The organism is Flavobacterium sp., assembly GCF_029242675.1.
Lineage (GTDB): Bacteria > Bacteroidota > Bacteroidia > Flavobacteriales > Flavobacteriaceae > Flavobacterium.
This window is the reverse complement of the sequence record NZ_JAQWTM010000246.1, coordinates 1-17,447: the sequence shown is the minus strand read 5'-3', so window position 1 is coordinate 17,447 and position 17,447 is coordinate 1. Positions and strand designations below refer to the sequence as shown.

Annotated in this window: 15 protein-coding genes, 1 other RNA gene and 1 pseudogene; 6 read left to right on the top strand and 11 right to left on the bottom strand. The window is 35.1% G+C overall.

The window, feature by feature from the left end:
* Positions 1-779: cation diffusion facilitator family transporter (locus P8M54_RS09240; RefSeq protein ID WP_300287509.1), on the top strand; the 779-nt coding region annotated here is incomplete at its 5' end.
* A 61-nt stretch (positions 780-840) separates the two neighbouring features.
* Here the strand turns inward: P8M54_RS09240 and aroQ are convergent.
* Positions 841-1,254 (bottom strand): type II 3-dehydroquinate dehydratase, encoded by a 414-nt coding sequence (aroQ, locus tag P8M54_RS09235; protein WP_300287506.1) that lies wholly within the window; start codon positions 1,252-1,254, stop codon positions 841-843.
* A gap of 72 nt (positions 1,255-1,326) precedes the next feature.
* Positions 1,327-1,890, bottom strand: a complete 564-nt coding sequence (locus tag P8M54_RS09230; RefSeq protein WP_300287504.1) for a porin family protein — start codon at positions 1,888-1,890, stop codon at positions 1,327-1,329.
* Positions 1,891-2,258: 368 nt separating this feature from the next.
* Here P8M54_RS09230 and P8M54_RS09225 point away from each other — a divergent pair, with 368 nt between their 5' ends.
* Positions 2,259-2,852: an outer membrane beta-barrel protein gene (locus P8M54_RS09225; protein ID WP_300287502.1), complete on the top strand. Its 594-nt coding sequence runs from the start codon at positions 2,259-2,261 to the stop codon at positions 2,850-2,852.
* Positions 2,853-2,930: 78 nt separating this feature from the next.
* On the top strand, positions 2,931-3,830 hold the full coding sequence (locus tag P8M54_RS09220) for a site-specific tyrosine recombinase (protein ID WP_300287500.1): 900 nt from the start codon (positions 2,931-2,933) through the stop codon (positions 3,828-3,830).
* A gap of 133 nt (positions 3,831-3,963) precedes the next feature.
* Here the strand turns inward: P8M54_RS09220 and rny are convergent, their stop codons facing one another.
* The 4 genes from rny to P8M54_RS09200 form a co-directional block, all read right to left on the bottom strand.
* Positions 3,964-5,526 (bottom strand): ribonuclease Y, encoded by a 1,563-nt coding sequence (gene rny, locus P8M54_RS09215; protein WP_300287498.1) that lies wholly within the window; start codon positions 5,524-5,526, stop codon positions 3,964-3,966.
* Positions 5,527-5,573: 47 nt separating this feature from the next.
* Positions 5,574-5,680: non-coding RNA, 6S RNA (gene ssrS / locus P8M54_RS09210), on the bottom strand.
* A gap of 51 nt (positions 5,681-5,731) precedes the next feature.
* The gene (locus tag P8M54_RS09205; RefSeq protein WP_300287495.1) at positions 5,732-6,025 is read right to left on the bottom strand and encodes a cell division protein ZapA; all 294 of its coding nucleotides are present in this window, start codon (positions 6,023-6,025) and stop codon (positions 5,732-5,734) included.
* A 7-nt stretch (positions 6,026-6,032) separates the two neighbouring features.
* A complete protein-coding gene (locus P8M54_RS09200; RefSeq protein WP_300287493.1) occupies positions 6,033-6,323 on the bottom strand; it encodes a hypothetical protein in 291 nt (96 codons plus the stop codon).
* 180 nt (positions 6,324-6,503) lie between these two features.
* On the opposite strand from P8M54_RS09200, the gene P8M54_RS09195 reads away from it, so the two are divergent.
* From P8M54_RS09195 to P8M54_RS09185, 3 genes are all read left to right on the top strand, one after another.
* A complete protein-coding gene (locus P8M54_RS09195) occupies positions 6,504-8,201 on the top strand; it encodes a M23 family metallopeptidase (RefSeq protein WP_300287491.1) in 1,698 nt (565 codons plus the stop codon).
* A 54-nt stretch (positions 8,202-8,255) separates the two neighbouring features.
* On the top strand, positions 8,256-10,688 hold the full coding sequence (locus tag P8M54_RS09190) for a carboxypeptidase-like regulatory domain-containing protein (RefSeq protein ID WP_300287489.1): 2,433 nt from the start codon (positions 8,256-8,258) through the stop codon (positions 10,686-10,688).
* Positions 10,689-10,802: 114 nt separating this feature from the next.
* Positions 10,803-11,525 (top strand): hypothetical protein, encoded by a 723-nt coding sequence (locus tag P8M54_RS09185; protein WP_300287487.1) that lies wholly within the window; start codon positions 10,803-10,805, stop codon positions 11,523-11,525.
* Between the two features lie 59 nt (positions 11,526-11,584).
* Here the strand turns inward: P8M54_RS09185 and P8M54_RS09180 are convergent, their stop codons facing one another.
* The 5 genes and pseudogenes from P8M54_RS09180 to P8M54_RS09160 all read right to left on the bottom strand — a co-directional run.
* Complete coding sequence (locus tag P8M54_RS09180) at positions 11,585-12,286, bottom strand: hypothetical protein (RefSeq protein WP_300287485.1); 702 nt, start codon at positions 12,284-12,286, stop codon at positions 11,585-11,587.
* Positions 12,287-12,474: 188 nt separating this feature from the next.
* Positions 12,475-13,110, bottom strand: coding sequence for a DUF2306 domain-containing protein (locus tag P8M54_RS09175; protein WP_300287483.1), 636 nt, complete (start codon positions 13,108-13,110; stop codon positions 12,475-12,477).
* 114 nt (positions 13,111-13,224) lie between these two features.
* A complete protein-coding gene (locus P8M54_RS09170; RefSeq protein WP_300287480.1) occupies positions 13,225-15,051 on the bottom strand; it encodes an ABC transporter ATP-binding protein in 1,827 nt (608 codons plus the stop codon).
* Between the two features lie 76 nt (positions 15,052-15,127).
* Positions 15,128-16,855, bottom strand: coding sequence for a phospho-sugar mutase (locus P8M54_RS09165; RefSeq protein WP_300287478.1), 1,728 nt, complete (start codon positions 16,853-16,855; stop codon positions 15,128-15,130).
* 111 nt (positions 16,856-16,966) lie between these two features.
* Positions 16,967-17,447, bottom strand: a pseudogene (locus tag P8M54_RS09160) (glycosyltransferase); the annotation flags it as partial.

Here is a 17,447-nt window from a genome sequence, read left to right as displayed (position 1 = left end):
GCAATTCATATGCCCTAATTGCTGATGCAATAGAATCTACCACAGATATTTTTGCTTCGTTACTAGTTTTATTCGGAATTAAATATTCCAATAAACCAGCAGACGAGAATCATCCTTACGGTCATGGTAGGGCAGAGCCTTTGATAACATTTTTGGTAGTTGGTTTTTTAATTACTTCTGCCACAATTATTGCTTATGAAAGTATCGTTAATATTCAAAGACCGCATGATTTGCCAAAATCTTGGACTTTGTATGTATTGGCAATCATAATTTTATGGAAAGAATATTCGTTTCGATTGGTTATGAAAAAAAGTATCGAGACCAATAGTTCTTCCTTAAAAGCAGATGCTTGGCATCATCGATCCGATGCTATAACCTCAGTTGCTGCCTTCATTGGAATAGCAATTGCGTTGATTATGGGTAAGGGTTATGAGTCAGCTGATGATTGGGCGGCACTTTTTGCAGCAGTATTCATTTGTTATAACAGTTATAGGATATTTAGACCTGCTTTAGGGGAAATAATGGATGAGCATCTTTATGATGATTTAATTGTCTCCATAAGAAGGGTGTCTTTAACAGTTGATGGAATTATTGATACTGAAAAATGTTTTATTCGGAAATCAGGAATGAAGTATCATGTAGATTTACACGCTATTGTAAGTGCTACTATCACAGTCAAACAGGGGCATCAGCTAGCACATGTATTGAAAGATGCTTTGCAAATTAATATACCGCAACTAGGACTTATCTTAATCCACATAGAACCAGATGACGAGTAGTAAAGACGTATAGGTTCAAAGTGCTTTACTTATAATTAATGTGTAAAGGTCTAATGGTTTGCTACAAAAATGAGGCAATTGCCAATTCGTAGCTTTTCATGCCAAATCCTAAAATAACACCTTTGGCATTGCCTGAAATATAGGATTGATGTCTAAAGCTTTCTCGAGAAAATGTATTGGAAATATGGACTTCTACGACTGGAGTAGTAATTGCTTTTACTGCGTCTCCAATTCCTATGGAGGTATGCGTATAAGCGCCAGCATTTAATATGATGCCATCGTACGAAAAACCAACTTCTTGTATCTTATCAATTAATTCTCCTTCAATATTACTTTGAAAATATGAAAATGTTACCGTAGGATGCATGACCTGTAAAGTCGTAAAGTATTCCTCAAAAGTGAGACTCCCGTAAATTTCTGGTTCTCTTTTTCCTAACAAATTCAGGTTGGGTCCGTTAATGATGCAAATTTTCATACGTATCGTTTTGGTAAAAATAAAAAAACCGCTTCAATAATGAAGCGGTTTTTGCAGATTGTTTTTTGTTTTTTAGAACATAATTCCAGCCGAAACTTGAAAGGTTGAATTTTTCACATCAGCATTGCGAGAAGCTTCTGTTAAACCCAAACCGTATCGTGCTTGAATAAAAAGATTTTTAGTAACGTTCAAACCTAAACCTCCAACGGCTGCAAATTCAAATGTCTCTGGATCCTTAAAGTTCACATTGTTTCTTTCGCTCAAAAGAAATGATGCCTGTGGTCCTAAGTCCAAACTAATACTTTTGCTGAGGTAGATTTTAGCCAAAACAGGAATCGATAAATAGCCTAATTCATTTTTAAATTCATTTACTCCATCTTTGTAATTTGCTCCTTGAGTAGAGTACAAAAGTTCTGGCTGTATCGCAAACCCTTGTGTCAATTTTACCTCTGCAACTAAACCAGCGTGGTAACTAGTAATCGCTTCAGAGTCGTAATTACTAGAGTTAACAGTGATATTTGTTCCGTTTTGGTTGGCGTAATTAATACCCCCTTTGATTCCTAGTCGTACTGATTGTGCTTCGACGTTTGGAGATAGTGCAATTAATGCTAGCGCTAATAAGATTACTTTTTTCATGATCATTATATTGTGTAGGTTAATGTAGTGCAAGGTAAAACTCTTTAGAGTGAATTTTATTATAAAATTATTAGATTTTATTGCAAAATTTTTGTTTTGCAACTAGTTCTATAATTATGTTGACAAAAAGGTGAATTGTTTTTTTAGTTAACCGATGATATATATAAGAATAAACTGTCTTTTTTTGATAAAAGTACTTTTTTTATAATATCACCAAATTTAGTGAGGCATTTGTCTATAATTGATTGATTATGAGTTTCGTGATTATGTTTATTTAGATTTTATTTGTATTATTTTTATGATAAACCATGTTGATTTTTTTTGATTTTATAGGTTATTATTTATATTCGCACAAAAATAAACAAAACATGAAAAAATTAATTTTTACAGCAATTGCTGTATTTGCTTTAGCTAATGGTTACGCTCAAAAAGAGGGTGGTTTTAGAGTAGGTTTAGATTTAGGATATACAGTACCATCTAATGGTGGTGGAGGTGTATTGTTTTCAATTGAACCAAAATACAACATCAAAGACAATATGAACGTTGGTTTACGTATTGGTGCAGCAGCAATGGCTCGTGATATCAATACCAATAACAACAATACAACCGCTAAAATTTCAGCTAACGGATCGTACGTAGGTACTTATGACTACTATTTCAATAATAGCGGATCGTCTTTCGTTCCTTATGTTGGAGGTGGTGCAGGTTATTATTCAATAGCAAATTTAGAGTTTGATGACAATAATGGTTCAAACACTGATAATATCGATGCTACCGGAAAATTTGGTGGACTTGTAAGAGGTGGTTTTGAGTGGGGTAAATTCAGAATGGGTTTAGAATATAACCTTGTTCCTGAATCTACTTTGCAAGATATCAACGGAAATAATAAAGGAAAAGTAGCTAACTCTTACTTAGGAATTCATTTAGGTTTCTACGTTGGTGGTGGTAAATGGGGGAAATAAAATCCATTCCTTTTAAAATTCAAACCTCTTCTTTCTAGAAGGGGTTTTTTTATGCTTAAAAATGGTTTACTTTGCAATATGAGTTGGAGTTCCTACATAAAAAGTTATCAATCCTATTTGAGGATAGAGCGTGGACTATCGAAGAATACCATAGAAAATTATTCTTTTGATATTGAACGACTATGTCTGTATCTTGAGCAAAATGGAATCTCGATTTCTCCAATAAAAATTGATGAAACCACTTTGCAACAGTTCATATATTCCGTCTCAAGCGAAGTAAATCCCCGTTCGCAAGCTCGAATTATTTCAGGACTAAAAAGCTTTTTTGGTTATCTCATTTTTGAGGATTATCGGGATGATAATCCACTCGAATTAATTGAATCACCTAAAACAGGGAGAAAGTTACCGGACACTTTAGCAATCGAGGAAATAGATGCGTTAATCGCAGCAATAGATTTAAGTTCTAATGAAGGAGAACGTAATCGCGCAATGCTCGAAACGCTCTATGGCTGTGGGCTACGAGTTTCAGAATTGGTCGCTTTGAAAATTTCAGATTTATTTTTTGTCGAAGGTTTTATTAAAATTACAGGAAAAGGGAACAAGCAACGTTTTGTGCCAATTGGTGGTTTAGCGCAAAAATACATATTGCTCTATAAGGATACCATTAGGATTCATAGGCCTATAAAAAAGGAATATGGAGATACTTTATTTTTGAATAGAAGAGGAGGGCAGTTGACGCGTGCTATGATTTTTACGATCATCAAGGATCTTTCGGTAAAAGTCAACTTGAATAAAACAATCAGTCCACATACATTTCGGCATTCCTTTGCAACGCATCTTTTAGAAAATGGAGCTGACCTACGTTCAATACAACTAATGTTAGGTCATGAATCTATAACTACAACAGAGATCTATTTACATCTCGACAGAAAGTATTTATCAGAGGTAATCAATAATTTTCATCCTAGAAAGAGTTAATAGTACTAAATAGTTGTCATCGTTCAACCTTAGCTATTTTAGCTGGGATAGTTGTATAAATAAAAAGACCGATTGAATTTAAATTCAATCGGTCTTTTTTGATTCCCTATACTTGTAAAGGATTATCCAAAGATTACTTAGCGATATTAACCGCTCTCGTTTCTCTAATAACGGTTACTTTCACTTGACCTGGATATGTCATCTCCGTTTGTATTTTTTGAGAGATTTCAAATGATAAAGTAGAAGCGTTATCATCAGATACTTTTTCACTCTCTACAATAACACGTAATTCTCTACCTGCTTTAATAGCATAGGCATTTTTTACTCCTGTAAATCCGTAAGCTACTTCTTCAAGGTCTTTCAAACGCTGTATGTAAGAATCCAATACTTGTCTTCTTGCTCCTGGTCTTGCTCCTGAGATTGCATCACAAACCTGAATGATTGGAGATAGTAATGATTTCATTTCAATCTCGTCGTGGTGTGCTCCAATTGCGTTACATACTTCTTCTTTTTCACCGTATTTCTCAGCCCATTGCATACCTAAAAGTGCGTGTGGTAAGTCACTTTCGGCATCTGGTACTTTTCCAATATCGTGAAGTAATCCTGCTCTTTTCGCTAATTTAACGTTCAAGCCAAGTTCCGCCGCCATGATACCACATAGTTTAGATACTTCACGGGAGTGTTGTAATAAATTTTGTCCATAAGATGAACGGTACTTCATACGTCCTACCACTTTGATTAACTCTGGGTGTAAACCATGAATTCCTAAGTCAATAACGGTACGTTTACCTACTTCAATAATTTCATCATCAATTTGTTTGGCAGTTTTAGCAACTACTTCTTCAATTCGTGCAGGGTGAATACGTCCGTCTGTTACTAATTTATGTAAAGCTAAACGAGCAATTTCTCTACGAACTGGGTCAAAACAAGATAAGATAATCGCTTCTGGTGTATCGTCAACAATGATTTCAACTCCTGTTGCGGCCTCTAGAGCTCTAATATTTCTACCTTCACGACCAATGATTCTACCTTTTACATCATCTGATTCAATGTTAAATACCGATACACAGTTTTCTACTGCTTCTTCTGTACCTACTCTTTGGATTGTATTAATGATGATTTTTTTAGCCTCTTGTTGTGCTGTTAACTTAGCCTCTTCAATTGTATCTTGAATATGAGACATGGCTTTAGACTTCGCTTCTGCTTTTAGTCCTTCTACTAATTGTTCTTTCGCGTCTTCAGCAGATAAGCCTGAAATCACTTCTAATTGCTGCAGTTGACTTTTGTGCATTTTTTCAACTTCAGCCTGTTTTTTATCTAAGTTTTCAATCTTAGCTGTGAACTCCGCCGATTTACTTTCGAAATCGTCATTGACTTTCTTCGCTTTTGATAGTTCGTTGGAAATCTGTGATTCCTTATCTCTTATTCTTTTTTCAACTTCTGCTACTTTTTTATCTCTAGCAAGAATCACCTGCTCATGCTCTGATTTTAATTCAATAAACTTTTCTTTGGCTTGAAGAATTTTATCCTTTTTTATATTTTCTGCTTCTAAATTGGCATCCTTTAGGATAGATGCAGCCTCTTTTTTAGCATTTTTAATTAAGTTTGAGATATTACTTTTTTCTATGATTTTTGCGATTCCAAAGCCCGCTGCAATACCTATTATTGCTGAAATAACGATCGTTAATATGTCCATGTTTGTTAAAATTTATAAATAAAAAAGCCTACATTAATTGCTTGAATAAACTCGAAAAGACAAGTTTTGAGCTAACTCGTTGTTCAAGCTTCCAAACTGAATTGGCTTGCTATAGTAACGATGATTCGCTCATTCTAATTTGTTAGTGTTGAGTTTACCAATTGTGAACTAATGTAGGCAGTATCTTAGTTTCTGTTAAGAACGTTTAATTGTCAAGATATTGGTCAAGGAGTGCATTGATTTTTTTAATTCTTTCAATGGTTTCATCTCCGTTAATTGCATTATCAATTTGTTTTTGCTCTGATTGTGATGCAAATTGCAACGCGCACATGGCTAGAACATCTTGTTTGTCGCGAACAGCATAATTTTCTTCAAATTGCTTCATCATCACATCAATTTTTTTCGAAGCGCTTCGTAAGCCTTCTTCTTGATTGAGTTCTACCGTTAATGGGTATACTCGGTCTGCAATTGATATTTTAATTTTAAGCTTTTCGTCCATGTCTATACTAATCTGATAACTGTGCAATACAGTAATCAATTTCCCGAATTAATGAATTTATTTTAAGCTTTGTATCTCTTTTGTTTTCTTCACTGCCTAGTAGCGAACTAGCAATTTTAAGTGTCTCATATTGCGCTTTTAACGCCTCAATCTCATTTGTTTGAGCTTGTATGACTTGTGCAGATTTAGTTAATTCGATTTTTAATCCTTGATTGTTTTGTTCTAAATTTTTTATTTTCAGAATAAGTTTTACAACTTTATTTTCAAGAGTATCAATTATTTCTGCAATTACACTCATTATTCTTCCTAATTCATTACTTAATATTACAAATTTAGTATTAGTTTTTATTATTACAATATTTTATTCGTTTTTTTATTTTAAAATCAGCAATTAGTTGTACCGTAATGCATTAGGAATTCTGCTTGTTTTTGTAAATTAGTATGGATTAGTTTTTTTACCTTAGCGAAAATGTATGTGATGAAATTTTTATCTTTTTTTCTGCTTTATGCTTGTTTTTCAGTTGCTCAAACCCAATACCCGCAAGACTACTTTGGTTTTCCATTGGACGTGCCTATGCAGTTATCTGGTAATTTTGGGGAACTGAGGCCTAATCATTTTCATGCAGGATTTGATTTTAAGACTTTGCAGCGTGAAGGTTTGAAAGTGTATGCCGTTGCTGATGGTTATGTTTCAAGAATTAAGATTTCTACTTTCGGAAACGGAAAAGCCATATACATAACGCATCCAAATGGGTATACCTCTGTTTATTGTCATTTGCAAAATGCCCAAGGCTCAATTGATGATTATATCAAAAAAGCACAGTATAAGGAGCAGTCTTTTGAAATCGAGCTATTTCCTAAAGCAACTGATTTAGTGGTGAAAAAGGGTGAAATTATTGGACTTTCAGGAAATACAGGTTCTTCAGAAGGGCCGCACTTGCATTTTGAGTTTCGTGATAGCAAAACCGAAAAAATCATTAACCCTATGCTATTTGGTTATGACAAAAACATGACCGACACTAAAAAACCCACAGTTTCGGCTATTTATGTCTATCCATTGGGTAACAATACAGTAGTTAATAAGTCCAAGCGTCCCTTGTTATTAAGTCTGGTTTTGCAAAAAGATGGTTCGTACTTAGCCAATAAAGTGGCTGCGAATGGTCAAATTGGTTTTGGTGTTACGGCAGTAGATTACGATAATGTGTCCTTTAATAAAAATGGTGTTTATAAAGTACAGGCCTTTTTGAACGGTAAGCTCAATTTTGGATATCAGTTTGATACCTATTCATTCGATGATATGCGCTATATAAATGCCTTGGTAGATTATCCGACCTACAGAAAGACGTACCAAAGAGTCCAGAAGTTATTTATGACTAACCCTTATAAGTTGAGTATTCTTAAAACTGATGAATCCAACGGCGTTATCAATGTAGTACCTAATTTGTCTTCGGTTTATCGAATTGAAGTTTCTGATTTTTACGGTAATAAAACAACCGTTTCTGTTCCTATAAGTTTTGATTTAACTACGCCGGTTGTGGCTAAGGAAGTTGTGGAATCTAACTATTTTGTCAAAGTAAATAAGGACAATATTTTTAGTAAAAATAACATGTCGGTTTTTTTTCCAGCAGGAACTTTTTATGAGAATTTTGAAATGAATTTTGATGTCAAAGGAGATACTTTATTTTTGCACGATGATACCGTTCCTGTACATAGTTATTTTACGGTAACTATTGAAGATGATAAATATACAGCTGCGCAAAAAGAAAAAATGTACATTGCTGATATTGATAAGTCTGGCAGAAAAGGTTACAATGCGACCACAATCAAAGGAAATGTTTTTTCGACAAGAACACGATCGTTAGGGAAATATACGTTGACCTCAGATACAGTAGCGCCGTCTGTGACCATTTCTAATTCAATTGAAAACAAATGGATTAGTTCCCAAAAAACACTTCAACTTACAATAAGTGATTCTGGGTCCGGTATAAAAAGCTACAATGGCTATTTAAACGGAAAATGGATTTTGTTTGAACATGATAGTAAAACAAAAAAAATCACGCACAACTTTAGCGATGGTATTGTTGCTGAAGGAGCTAATGATTTAAAAATAATTGTAACGGATAATGTAGGGAATTCAACTACCTTTGAAACGCATTTTTTCCGAAGCCAAAAATAAATATAATTGAGATATAGCTTGAGCCTTAAAAAGAATTTTTTTGTATTGATCTTTATGCTACTTAGTGTGGTTTCCGTTGCTCAAACTGCGCGAGTTAAGGGAGTTGTTTTAGATAGTAACAACCGTCCTGTGCGCGCCGTCAACGTGTCTTGTAACTTAATGAACGTGACCACTAACGAAAACGGTTTTTACAGTATCTCTATCCCGTCTAACCAAAAAGCGCTTGTTGTTTTTACCCATGTTTCTCTAAAAAAAGCTACAGTTAGCGTTTTGCTCAAAGCAAATGAAGACTATGAGTTTAATTTAGTTATGAATGAACAGGCGGAGCAAATGGGAGAAATTATTGTTACTTCCAATAATAAAAAACAAGTGCAAGGATTGATCACAATAGATCCTGTATTGATTAGAAAAATTCCTGGAGCCAATGCAGGAGTTGAAAATATCTTAAGAACCTTTGCTGGAGTTAATGCTAATAATGAGTTGAGTACGCAGTACGCTGTGCGTGGTGGTAATTACGATGAGAATTTAGTCTATGTGAACGAAATCGAAATTTACCGTCCTTTCTTAATTCGTTCGGGTCAACAAGAAGGGCTTAGTTTTACAAATACTGATTTAGTTCAGAACGTAGATTTTTCTGCGGGTGGTTTTCAGGCTAAGTTTGGTGATAAGTTATCTTCTGTTTTGGATATTACCTATCGCAACCCAACTCAATTTGGCGCTACTTTTGAAGCAAGTTTTCTCGGCGGAAGCCTATCCATGGATGCTGTTTCCAAAAATAAAAAGTGGTCAGCGATTACGGGTGTTCGATATAGAAATAATAGTCTCTTGGTAAATAGTCAAGATACACAGACTAATTTTACACCTTCTTTTGTCGATGTACAAACCAATATAAATTATCAAGCATCGGCAAAATGGCAATGGAGCTTTTTAGGAAATATTTCACAAAATAAATATGATTATGCGCCATTGACTCGTGTAACGAAATTTGGTACAATAGATAAACCAATGGCTCTATCTGTTTTTTACGAAGGACAGGAAAAAGACAAGTACAATACCTATTTTGGAGCCTTAAAAACGACTTTTAAAGTATCGGATATTTTTACATTGAAATTTATTGGATCCGTTTTTCACACCTTGGAGCGAGAGTATTTTGATATATTGGCGCAATATCGTTTGGGAGATGTTGACGTCACGATTGGATCACAAACCTATGGCGATGTTTCTTTTACAAAAGGTATTGGCTCTCAATTCAATCATGCTCGAAACGATTTAGATGCTTTGATTGTTAATTCAGAAGTAAAAGGATTTTTAGATTGGAAGAAAAATGCCATCGAATGGGGCGTTAAATATACGCGTGAGTCCATAAGAGATCGATTAATCGAATATGAGGTGATTGACTCTGCTGGATTCTCTATCAATCCTCCACGTATAGATTTGCCTAAAAAAGACGAGCCGTATACTATTTACGAAGGTCCGTTAGTGCCTTATCAATCAGTACGAGCTAAAAATTTCAATACAATCAATCGATTTTCAGGCTACGCACAGTGGAGCCGACGCGACAAGCTAGGAGCTGCAGAGGTGTGGTACAATGCAGGTGTTCGAGTTCATAATTGGGAAGTGTCAGGTGGTTCAATCGTGGGCAAATCGCAATTTACAATTAGTTCGAGAGCACAAATAGCAGTAAAACCCGATTGGGAAGCGGATATGGTTTTTAGGGTTTCAGGAGGACTATACCATCAGCCTCCTTTTTATCGCGAATTACGGGATGCCACTGGTCAAGTGAAACCTAATGTGAAAGCACAACAATCCATACACTTTGTACTAGGGAATGATTATAGTTTTAAAATTTGGGACCGCCCATTTAAATTGGTTTCTGAGTTGTATTACAAATCACTTACGGACGTCAATACCTATACAATTGATAATGTCAGAATTCGATATGCTGCTTCTAATGTAGCCAAGGCTTACGCTCAAGGTTTGGATTTACGTCTTAACGGAGAATTTGTACCGGGTACAGAATCATGGTTTAGTTTTGGATATTTAAAGACAGAAGAAAATAGTGCTGACCAAGGTTACATCGCCCGACCAACAGATCAACGATTGAAATTTGGAATTTTGTTTCAAGATTACATGCCTAATATTCCTTCGATGAAAGTCTATTTGAATTTGGTTTACAATACAGGTGTTCCAGGTGGTTCGCCTGCCTATGCCAATCCTTATTTGTACCAAAATAGGTTGAATGACTACCGTAGAGTAGATGTTGGTTTTTCGAAGGTGTTAATTGATAATACTACTGGTCTCAACAAGAAAGGATGGTTGGGTAACTGCAAAGAGCTAGCCATAGGATTAGAAATTTTCAATCTTTTTAACAACCAGAATGCCATTACCAACACCTGGGTTCGTGATGTGTATTCTAAAAATGAATATGCGATTCCCAATTATATGACCCGTCGCGTGTTTAACATCAAGTTAAATGCGAGACTGTAAAAATAAAGTTGCTTTTTTTAGTTGGAGTGACTAATTTGGGTCATAAATTAATCCAAAAAAAAGAAATCGTTTTTAAAATTGATTACATTTGAAATTATTTAAATATTAGTTGCCATGAAGAAATTACATATAGCCATATTGAGTACTGCAGTTTTACTATTAGTAAGTTGCAAGGAGGAAGTAGAAAAGCCTAAAGTAATTTATGATGCAGCCAATAAAGCGAAGTCGCTTTCCAAAATTGATTCTACGCAAGTCGCAATTTCTGATTTGCCTATTCAAATGAAGGGAACGGATTATTTAATTCATCCTGTAGGCGATCTACGCGTTTATGAAAAAGGGTCAAAATCAAGATACGGTTCCTCTAGTGTTATTGATTTGAGTTTCACGATTTCGAATTATGGTGAAAATGAAATAACAGGTTATTTGCAAAATTTAAAATTTCAAAAAACAGACTCTGATTCGATCCATGCGTTAACCGATAAACCGGCTTTGATTTTAACGGCCACTTATCTTGCTACAGTTTCTGATCGAATAAAAAGACAAATTATGGTATACACCATGTACGATGTAGATACGAATAGAGACGGAAAATTGGACACGAGTGATATCAAATCATTGTACCTGAGTGATATTAGTGGAAAAAACTTCATGAAAATATCGGCTGATTACCAAGAATTAATCGATTGGAATTTAATCGACTCTAAAGGGCGTTTGTATTTTAGAACAGTAGAAGACACCAATAAAAACGGACAATTTGATAAAAATGACGTAGTACATTACAACTATGTTAACCTTGCTGCTAGTGACTGGAAGGTATCTAATTACGAACCCATTTAGGAATTAACCTGATAATGATTTCCTAGGTGGCTATCTTTTTTACCACTTACTCTTATTTCTTAAATTAGGATATCACTTTCTAGATCTGACTTATCGATTGTAAAATCAAATCCTAATTGCTCCACGAGCTGAATTACCAAGTTTTTATACCAATTCTCTGATTTGGGATGAATGTAAATGCGTTCAATCAATTGATTAATGTCTACATTTATTTTTAAACCATCGTTTAAAGTGATTTTACTATCTGCTACATCTGTGATGATTCTTACTTCACGCTCATATTGAAAACTTTTTCGTTTGAATAAGAAAGGAAAAAACATATCATCAAACGGAATGTATTCTTTTTTATAGTCTATATAATTAACCTCTCCGATATATTGCTTGTAATTAACTTCGGGTGCTACCGCTTGCTGCAATCGTCCGATAGTAGATTGAATGGCTAATCCTTCACTGTTTTGCGTAAATATTTGCCACATGGCAAATGATTCGTATTCGTTGATATGCCAGCTGCTAATAGCGACTTTTTCGCGGTGTGTTTTATAGTATTTCAGAAAGTCAGGATTATCTGCTGATAGCTTTTTTATTTCTTCAAATGTGGGCTCGCTAAAAGTGCCTTCGTATTGATCTTCAAATTTATCAGACCTTGACATAAATAATTTTTTAGACATCAATAAATCTAAAAACTTAGATAGGTCCAAGTATTTCCAAATTATGGTATCTGGATCAGTTGGTAGTTTGATATTTGTATTATTTACGTACATAACAAGTTAGGATTACTTTTATATTTTGAGAAAAAATGTGCCGTAAAGTTCCTTAATTCAAATCAATAATTGAGTTTCTAGCACTTCTTTTTGCAAAGATAATTTTTAATTTCCTTTTTCTTGTAGGGATATCGTAAGCCAATTTTCTCATTACAGTGGACTGAATCAAATAGTTTAGATGATTCTTTTTACTTTTTTTGTACTTTTCGTATCCTCCTACTAATAAATATACCCCCTATTAAACCGGGCAAGCTCCAAGCAAGTATGGGTGGTAAAAAAGTGTTGTTTACCACTAAAAAAGCAGTAAGAGCGGCGATATATGCTCCGGTCATTCTGCCGATATGATTTTTTAGTCCATACATTGGATCGGTTACTTTTCCGGTATATGTTCTGTATTCCGTGTGGAGCAATCGAATACTTAGCGCTGCAAAAAGAAAAAATACAACTGCAAAAGGTTCTTTTGCTAAGGCATATTTACATCCGATATAAACAAAGATCAGCGATGCCATCAGCATGGATATACTTAAAATCGTATCAGTAAACGTTGGCTTTTGCCCTTGATGTACCTGCTTTAATCGTATCATTCGATATCCGGATACCGATAGATAAATAGTGAAAACACCTACTACGAATAAAAATAAATTAGGGTGTACATAGGATAAATAAAAAGCACATAGACCGGTGCTTATCATGGAGATCGTAAAAATCTTGCCTAAATTTTTGTGTAAACGATCACCTTTTTTACGAATCAAAATAAAGGTTCCAAGTAGCAGTCCTGTCGTTCCAAAAAGAATGTGAAGGCCTAAGATGATTTTGAAAAGCATAGTTATTGGTATTAAATTAAAAAGGTTGAGTAAATATATTCCATATCACTCAACCTTTAAATAAAACACTACTGAACTGTTATTTTTTACTGCTCAATTGTACTTGTATTAATTTTACTCCAGCGATTGCATGGTAACTAATTTGTTATAGGTTCCTTGTAGCGCAATTAGTTCTTCATGCGTTCCTTTTTCTACAATTGTTCCTTTTTGCATTACAATAATAACATCTGCTTTTTGAATTGTAGAGAGTCTATGAGCAATTACAATTGAAGTGCGATTTTGCATCATGTTTTCTAAAGCAACTTGTACGAATTTCTCACTTTCAGTATCTAAGGCTGATGTCGCCTCATCTAAAATCATAATTGGTGGGTTTTTCAAAACGGCTCTTGCAATCGATAAACGTTGTTTTTGCCCGCCTGAAAGTTTATTTCCGCTATCACCAATGTTAGTATAAATGCCTTTTGGTAAATCTTTAACGAACTCATAAGCATTAGCAATTTTAAGCGCAGCAATGATTTCCTCGTCGCTAGCGTCTAGCTTGCCTAATGCAATGTTGGCTTTTATAGTATCATTAAATAAAATACTGTCTTGGGTAACAAGTCCCATCAAACCACGCAAGGATTGGAGATTGAGGTCTTTTATGTTTTGACCGTCTATTGCCACTGTTCCTTCTTGTACATCATAAAAACGAGTTAGTAGGTTAGCGATAGTACTTTTTCCACTACCTGACTGCCCAACTAATGCAATGGTTTGTCCTTTTTTTACTTCTAATGAAAAATCTTTTAAAACGTTTTCCTCCTCGTATTTAAAATTGATGTTTTTGATGCTTATGGTCGATTCAAAATCGGTTTTGTTGATAGCATCGACTTTAGATGTGATTGGATTTTGTTGGTCTAAGATTTCCAAAACACGCTCTGCAGCTGCATTTCCTCTTTTTACGCTATAGGATGCTTTAGATATTGATTTTGCTGGTGTAAGTATATTGTAAGCTAATCCCATATAGGCGATAAACGAAGCTCCGTTTAAGGTTTTTTCGATTAAAACCATACTTCCTCCGTACCACAATAAAATGGCTATAACCATGATTCCCATAAATTCGCTAGTAGGTGAAGCTAGGTTTTGACGGTTTCCAATACTGTTAGATAGTTTAAAAAAACGTTGGGTCGATTCTTGAAACAAGGTGTTAAAATAGTTTTCAGAATTGTATCCTTTTACCACTTTCAATCCGCCCAATGTTTCCTCGATTGTAGATAAAAAGATCCCTTGTTCTTCCTGCGCTTTGGTAGATTGTTTTTTAAGTTGTTTCCCAATTAATGATATGATGTAGCCCGAAACTGGAATGAATATAAAAACGAAAAGCGTAAGTTTTACACTAATTGTAAGCATCGCAATAATGGTAAAGATTATCGTTAGAGGTTCTTTTACAACTAGTTCAAGTATGGATAAAAAAGAAGTTTGTACTTCATTGACATCAGCGGATATACGTGCAATAACATCTCCTTTTCTTTTTTCAGAGAAATAAGCTAAAGGTAGTTCTAATGTTTTCTTGTACATCGCATTTCGCATGTCTCTTAAGATACCGTTTCGTAAAAAGGTAATGAAAAACATGGCTAGATAGTCACTTACATTCTTCAATAAGAAAATTGTAATTATTAAGGCCACCATTACAGATAGTGTATAGCCCACGCCATAAGTGTCAGTGGCATTGGTGATAAAAAAGCTAATATAATTTTCTACATACTCTTTTAGCTGCCAAACTTCAGTGTAAACAGGCTCTACTGTATTCCTTTTTGTTTGATCAAATAATACCTGCATCATAGGAATTAATGACATGAAGGAAAGTGTACTAAAGAATGCGTACAAAACATTAAAAAAGATGTTTAAATAGGCGTACTTTTTATACGGGACAAGGAAGGAGAATATTCTTTTAAAATTATTCATGGTCTAGTAGTATTAAGACCCGACAGTTTTATAAAAACGGTCGGGTCTTGTTATTTAGTAACTGTTTTTGCAGCTTTTAATTCAATTGCATTGAAGCAATGATGTTTTTTATTTTTTCGTCTAGAATTTCTTGTACTTCCACAAAATCTTCAACTGCCTCAAGAGTCGTATTCACACTAATATAGAATTTGATCTTTGGTTCCGTACCACTTGGTCTAGCACATATTTTTGAGCCATCTTCCGTATAGTAAATTAATACATTCGACTTCGGGATTGCCATCTCAGACTCTGATCCGTCCAATAAGTTTTTAGCGATCGATGATTGGTAATCTTCGACCATAATCACGCGTTGGCCATTAATTTCTTGCAACGGGTTCTCGCGTAAGTCAATCATCATTTGGCTAATTTGCTGTAAGCCTTCCATTCCTTTTTTAGTAATCGAAACCAAATGTTCTTTGTAAAAACCATTATCAACGTACAACTTAACTAGTTCTTTGTAAACGGTGCTTCCATTGGCTTTAGCCTGGGCAGCAATCTCGCAAACTAGCAATGTAGCCGCAACAGCATCCTTGTCACGCACGGCATCGCCTATCATATAACCAAAGCTTTCCTCGCCACCACCTATAAAGTCTAGCTCAGGGAAATCTTTAATCATTTTTGCAATCCATTTAAAACCGGTCAAGCCTATTTTACATTCTACTTCGTAATTGGTTGCTAATTCCATCATCATAGGAGTTGATACAATCGTTGATCCTATGAATTGGGTACCGTTAATTTTACCCGCTTTTTTCCATTGTTCTAGTAAAAAGGCAGTCATCAAAACCATCGTTTGATTTCCGTTCAACAATGTCATTTTTCCATTATTGTCACGAACCGCTATTCCTAGACGGTCACAATCAGGATCCGTTCCAACTACAATATCAGCATTTGTTTTTTCGGCTAATGCTAGTGCCATTGTCAAGGCTTCAGGTTCTTCTGGATTTGGTGATTTTACCGTAGGGAAATCTCCGTTTGGTACTGCTTGCTCTTCTACGACTTGAAATTGAGTGTAGCCAGCGCGCTTAAATGTCTCTGGTACAATTGTAATCGATGTTCCATGTAAGGAAGTGAATACAATGTTCAAATCTTCTTTTGCGGCAGCAGGAGTATTAAAACTAGCATTTTCGATAGTAGATGCAATAAATGCTTCATCAATATCCGTATCTATGTATTTGATTAAATCTTCGTTAGCATCAAATTTGATTTGATTGTAATTTAAATTTTCAATCACATCAATAATCCCTTTGTCTTCCGGCGGAACGATTTGTCCACCATCTTGCCAGTACACTTTGTATCCGTTGTATTCCGGCGGGTTGTGTGAAGCTGTTAATACGATTCCGCATTGGCATCCTAAATGCTTTACAGCAAATGATAATTGGGGAGTAGGTCGTAAGTCAGAGAATAAATACACTTGGATTCCATTAGCCGAGAAAACATCAGCTACCACTTTAGCCAGTGACTTACTGTTGTGACGACAATCGAATGCAATTACGGCTTTCAAAGGTTGGTTAGGGAACGAACTGTGCAAATAATCGCTTAGTCCTTGTGTGCTTTTTCCCAATGTATATTTGTTGATGCGATTGTTTCCTACGCCCATAACACCGCGCATTCCACCCGTTCCAAACTCTAAATTTTTGTAAAAACTCTCCTCTAATTCAGTAGGTGAGCCTGCGATTAAAGCTTTAACGGCTTCTTGTGTCTCAGCATCGAACGACGGTGTTAGCCATTCATTTACTGCGTCTAAAATGTTTTGTTTGATATCCATTTTATGTGTTTTTTATATTTTTAAGGAGCTAATCCTGCTATTCGTTTCAATCTTTTACGGGGAGAAAAATCCCCATAAAAGGATTTTCACTGCTATCAGGGCTAGGGCCTATTATATGTTGACTTCTTTTGCAATTTTATAACGCTCTTCATTATTTTTAGTTCTCAAGATTATTTCGCCTAAAAATCCAGCTAGAAATAATTGAGTTCCTAAAACCATGGTGGTTAAGGCAATGTAAAACCAAGGGTTGTCAGTAACTAAACTGTAACGCATATTGTTGTACATATGGTACAGCTTGGCAACGCCTATGTAAGCTGCTGATAAAAACCCAATGATGAACATTAGCGATCCCATTGCACCAAATAAGTGCATCGGTCTTTTTCCAAAGCGGGATAAAAACCAAATCGTAATTAAATCGAGAAAACCGTTGATGAAACGTTCCATTCCAAATTTGGTTTCACCGTATTTTCTAGCTTGGTGTTGTACTACTTTTTCGCCTATTTTTCCAAAACCAGCATTTTTTGCTAATACCGGAATATAACGGTGCATCTCGCCCGAAACTTCTACGTTTTTAACAACAATATTCTTGTAT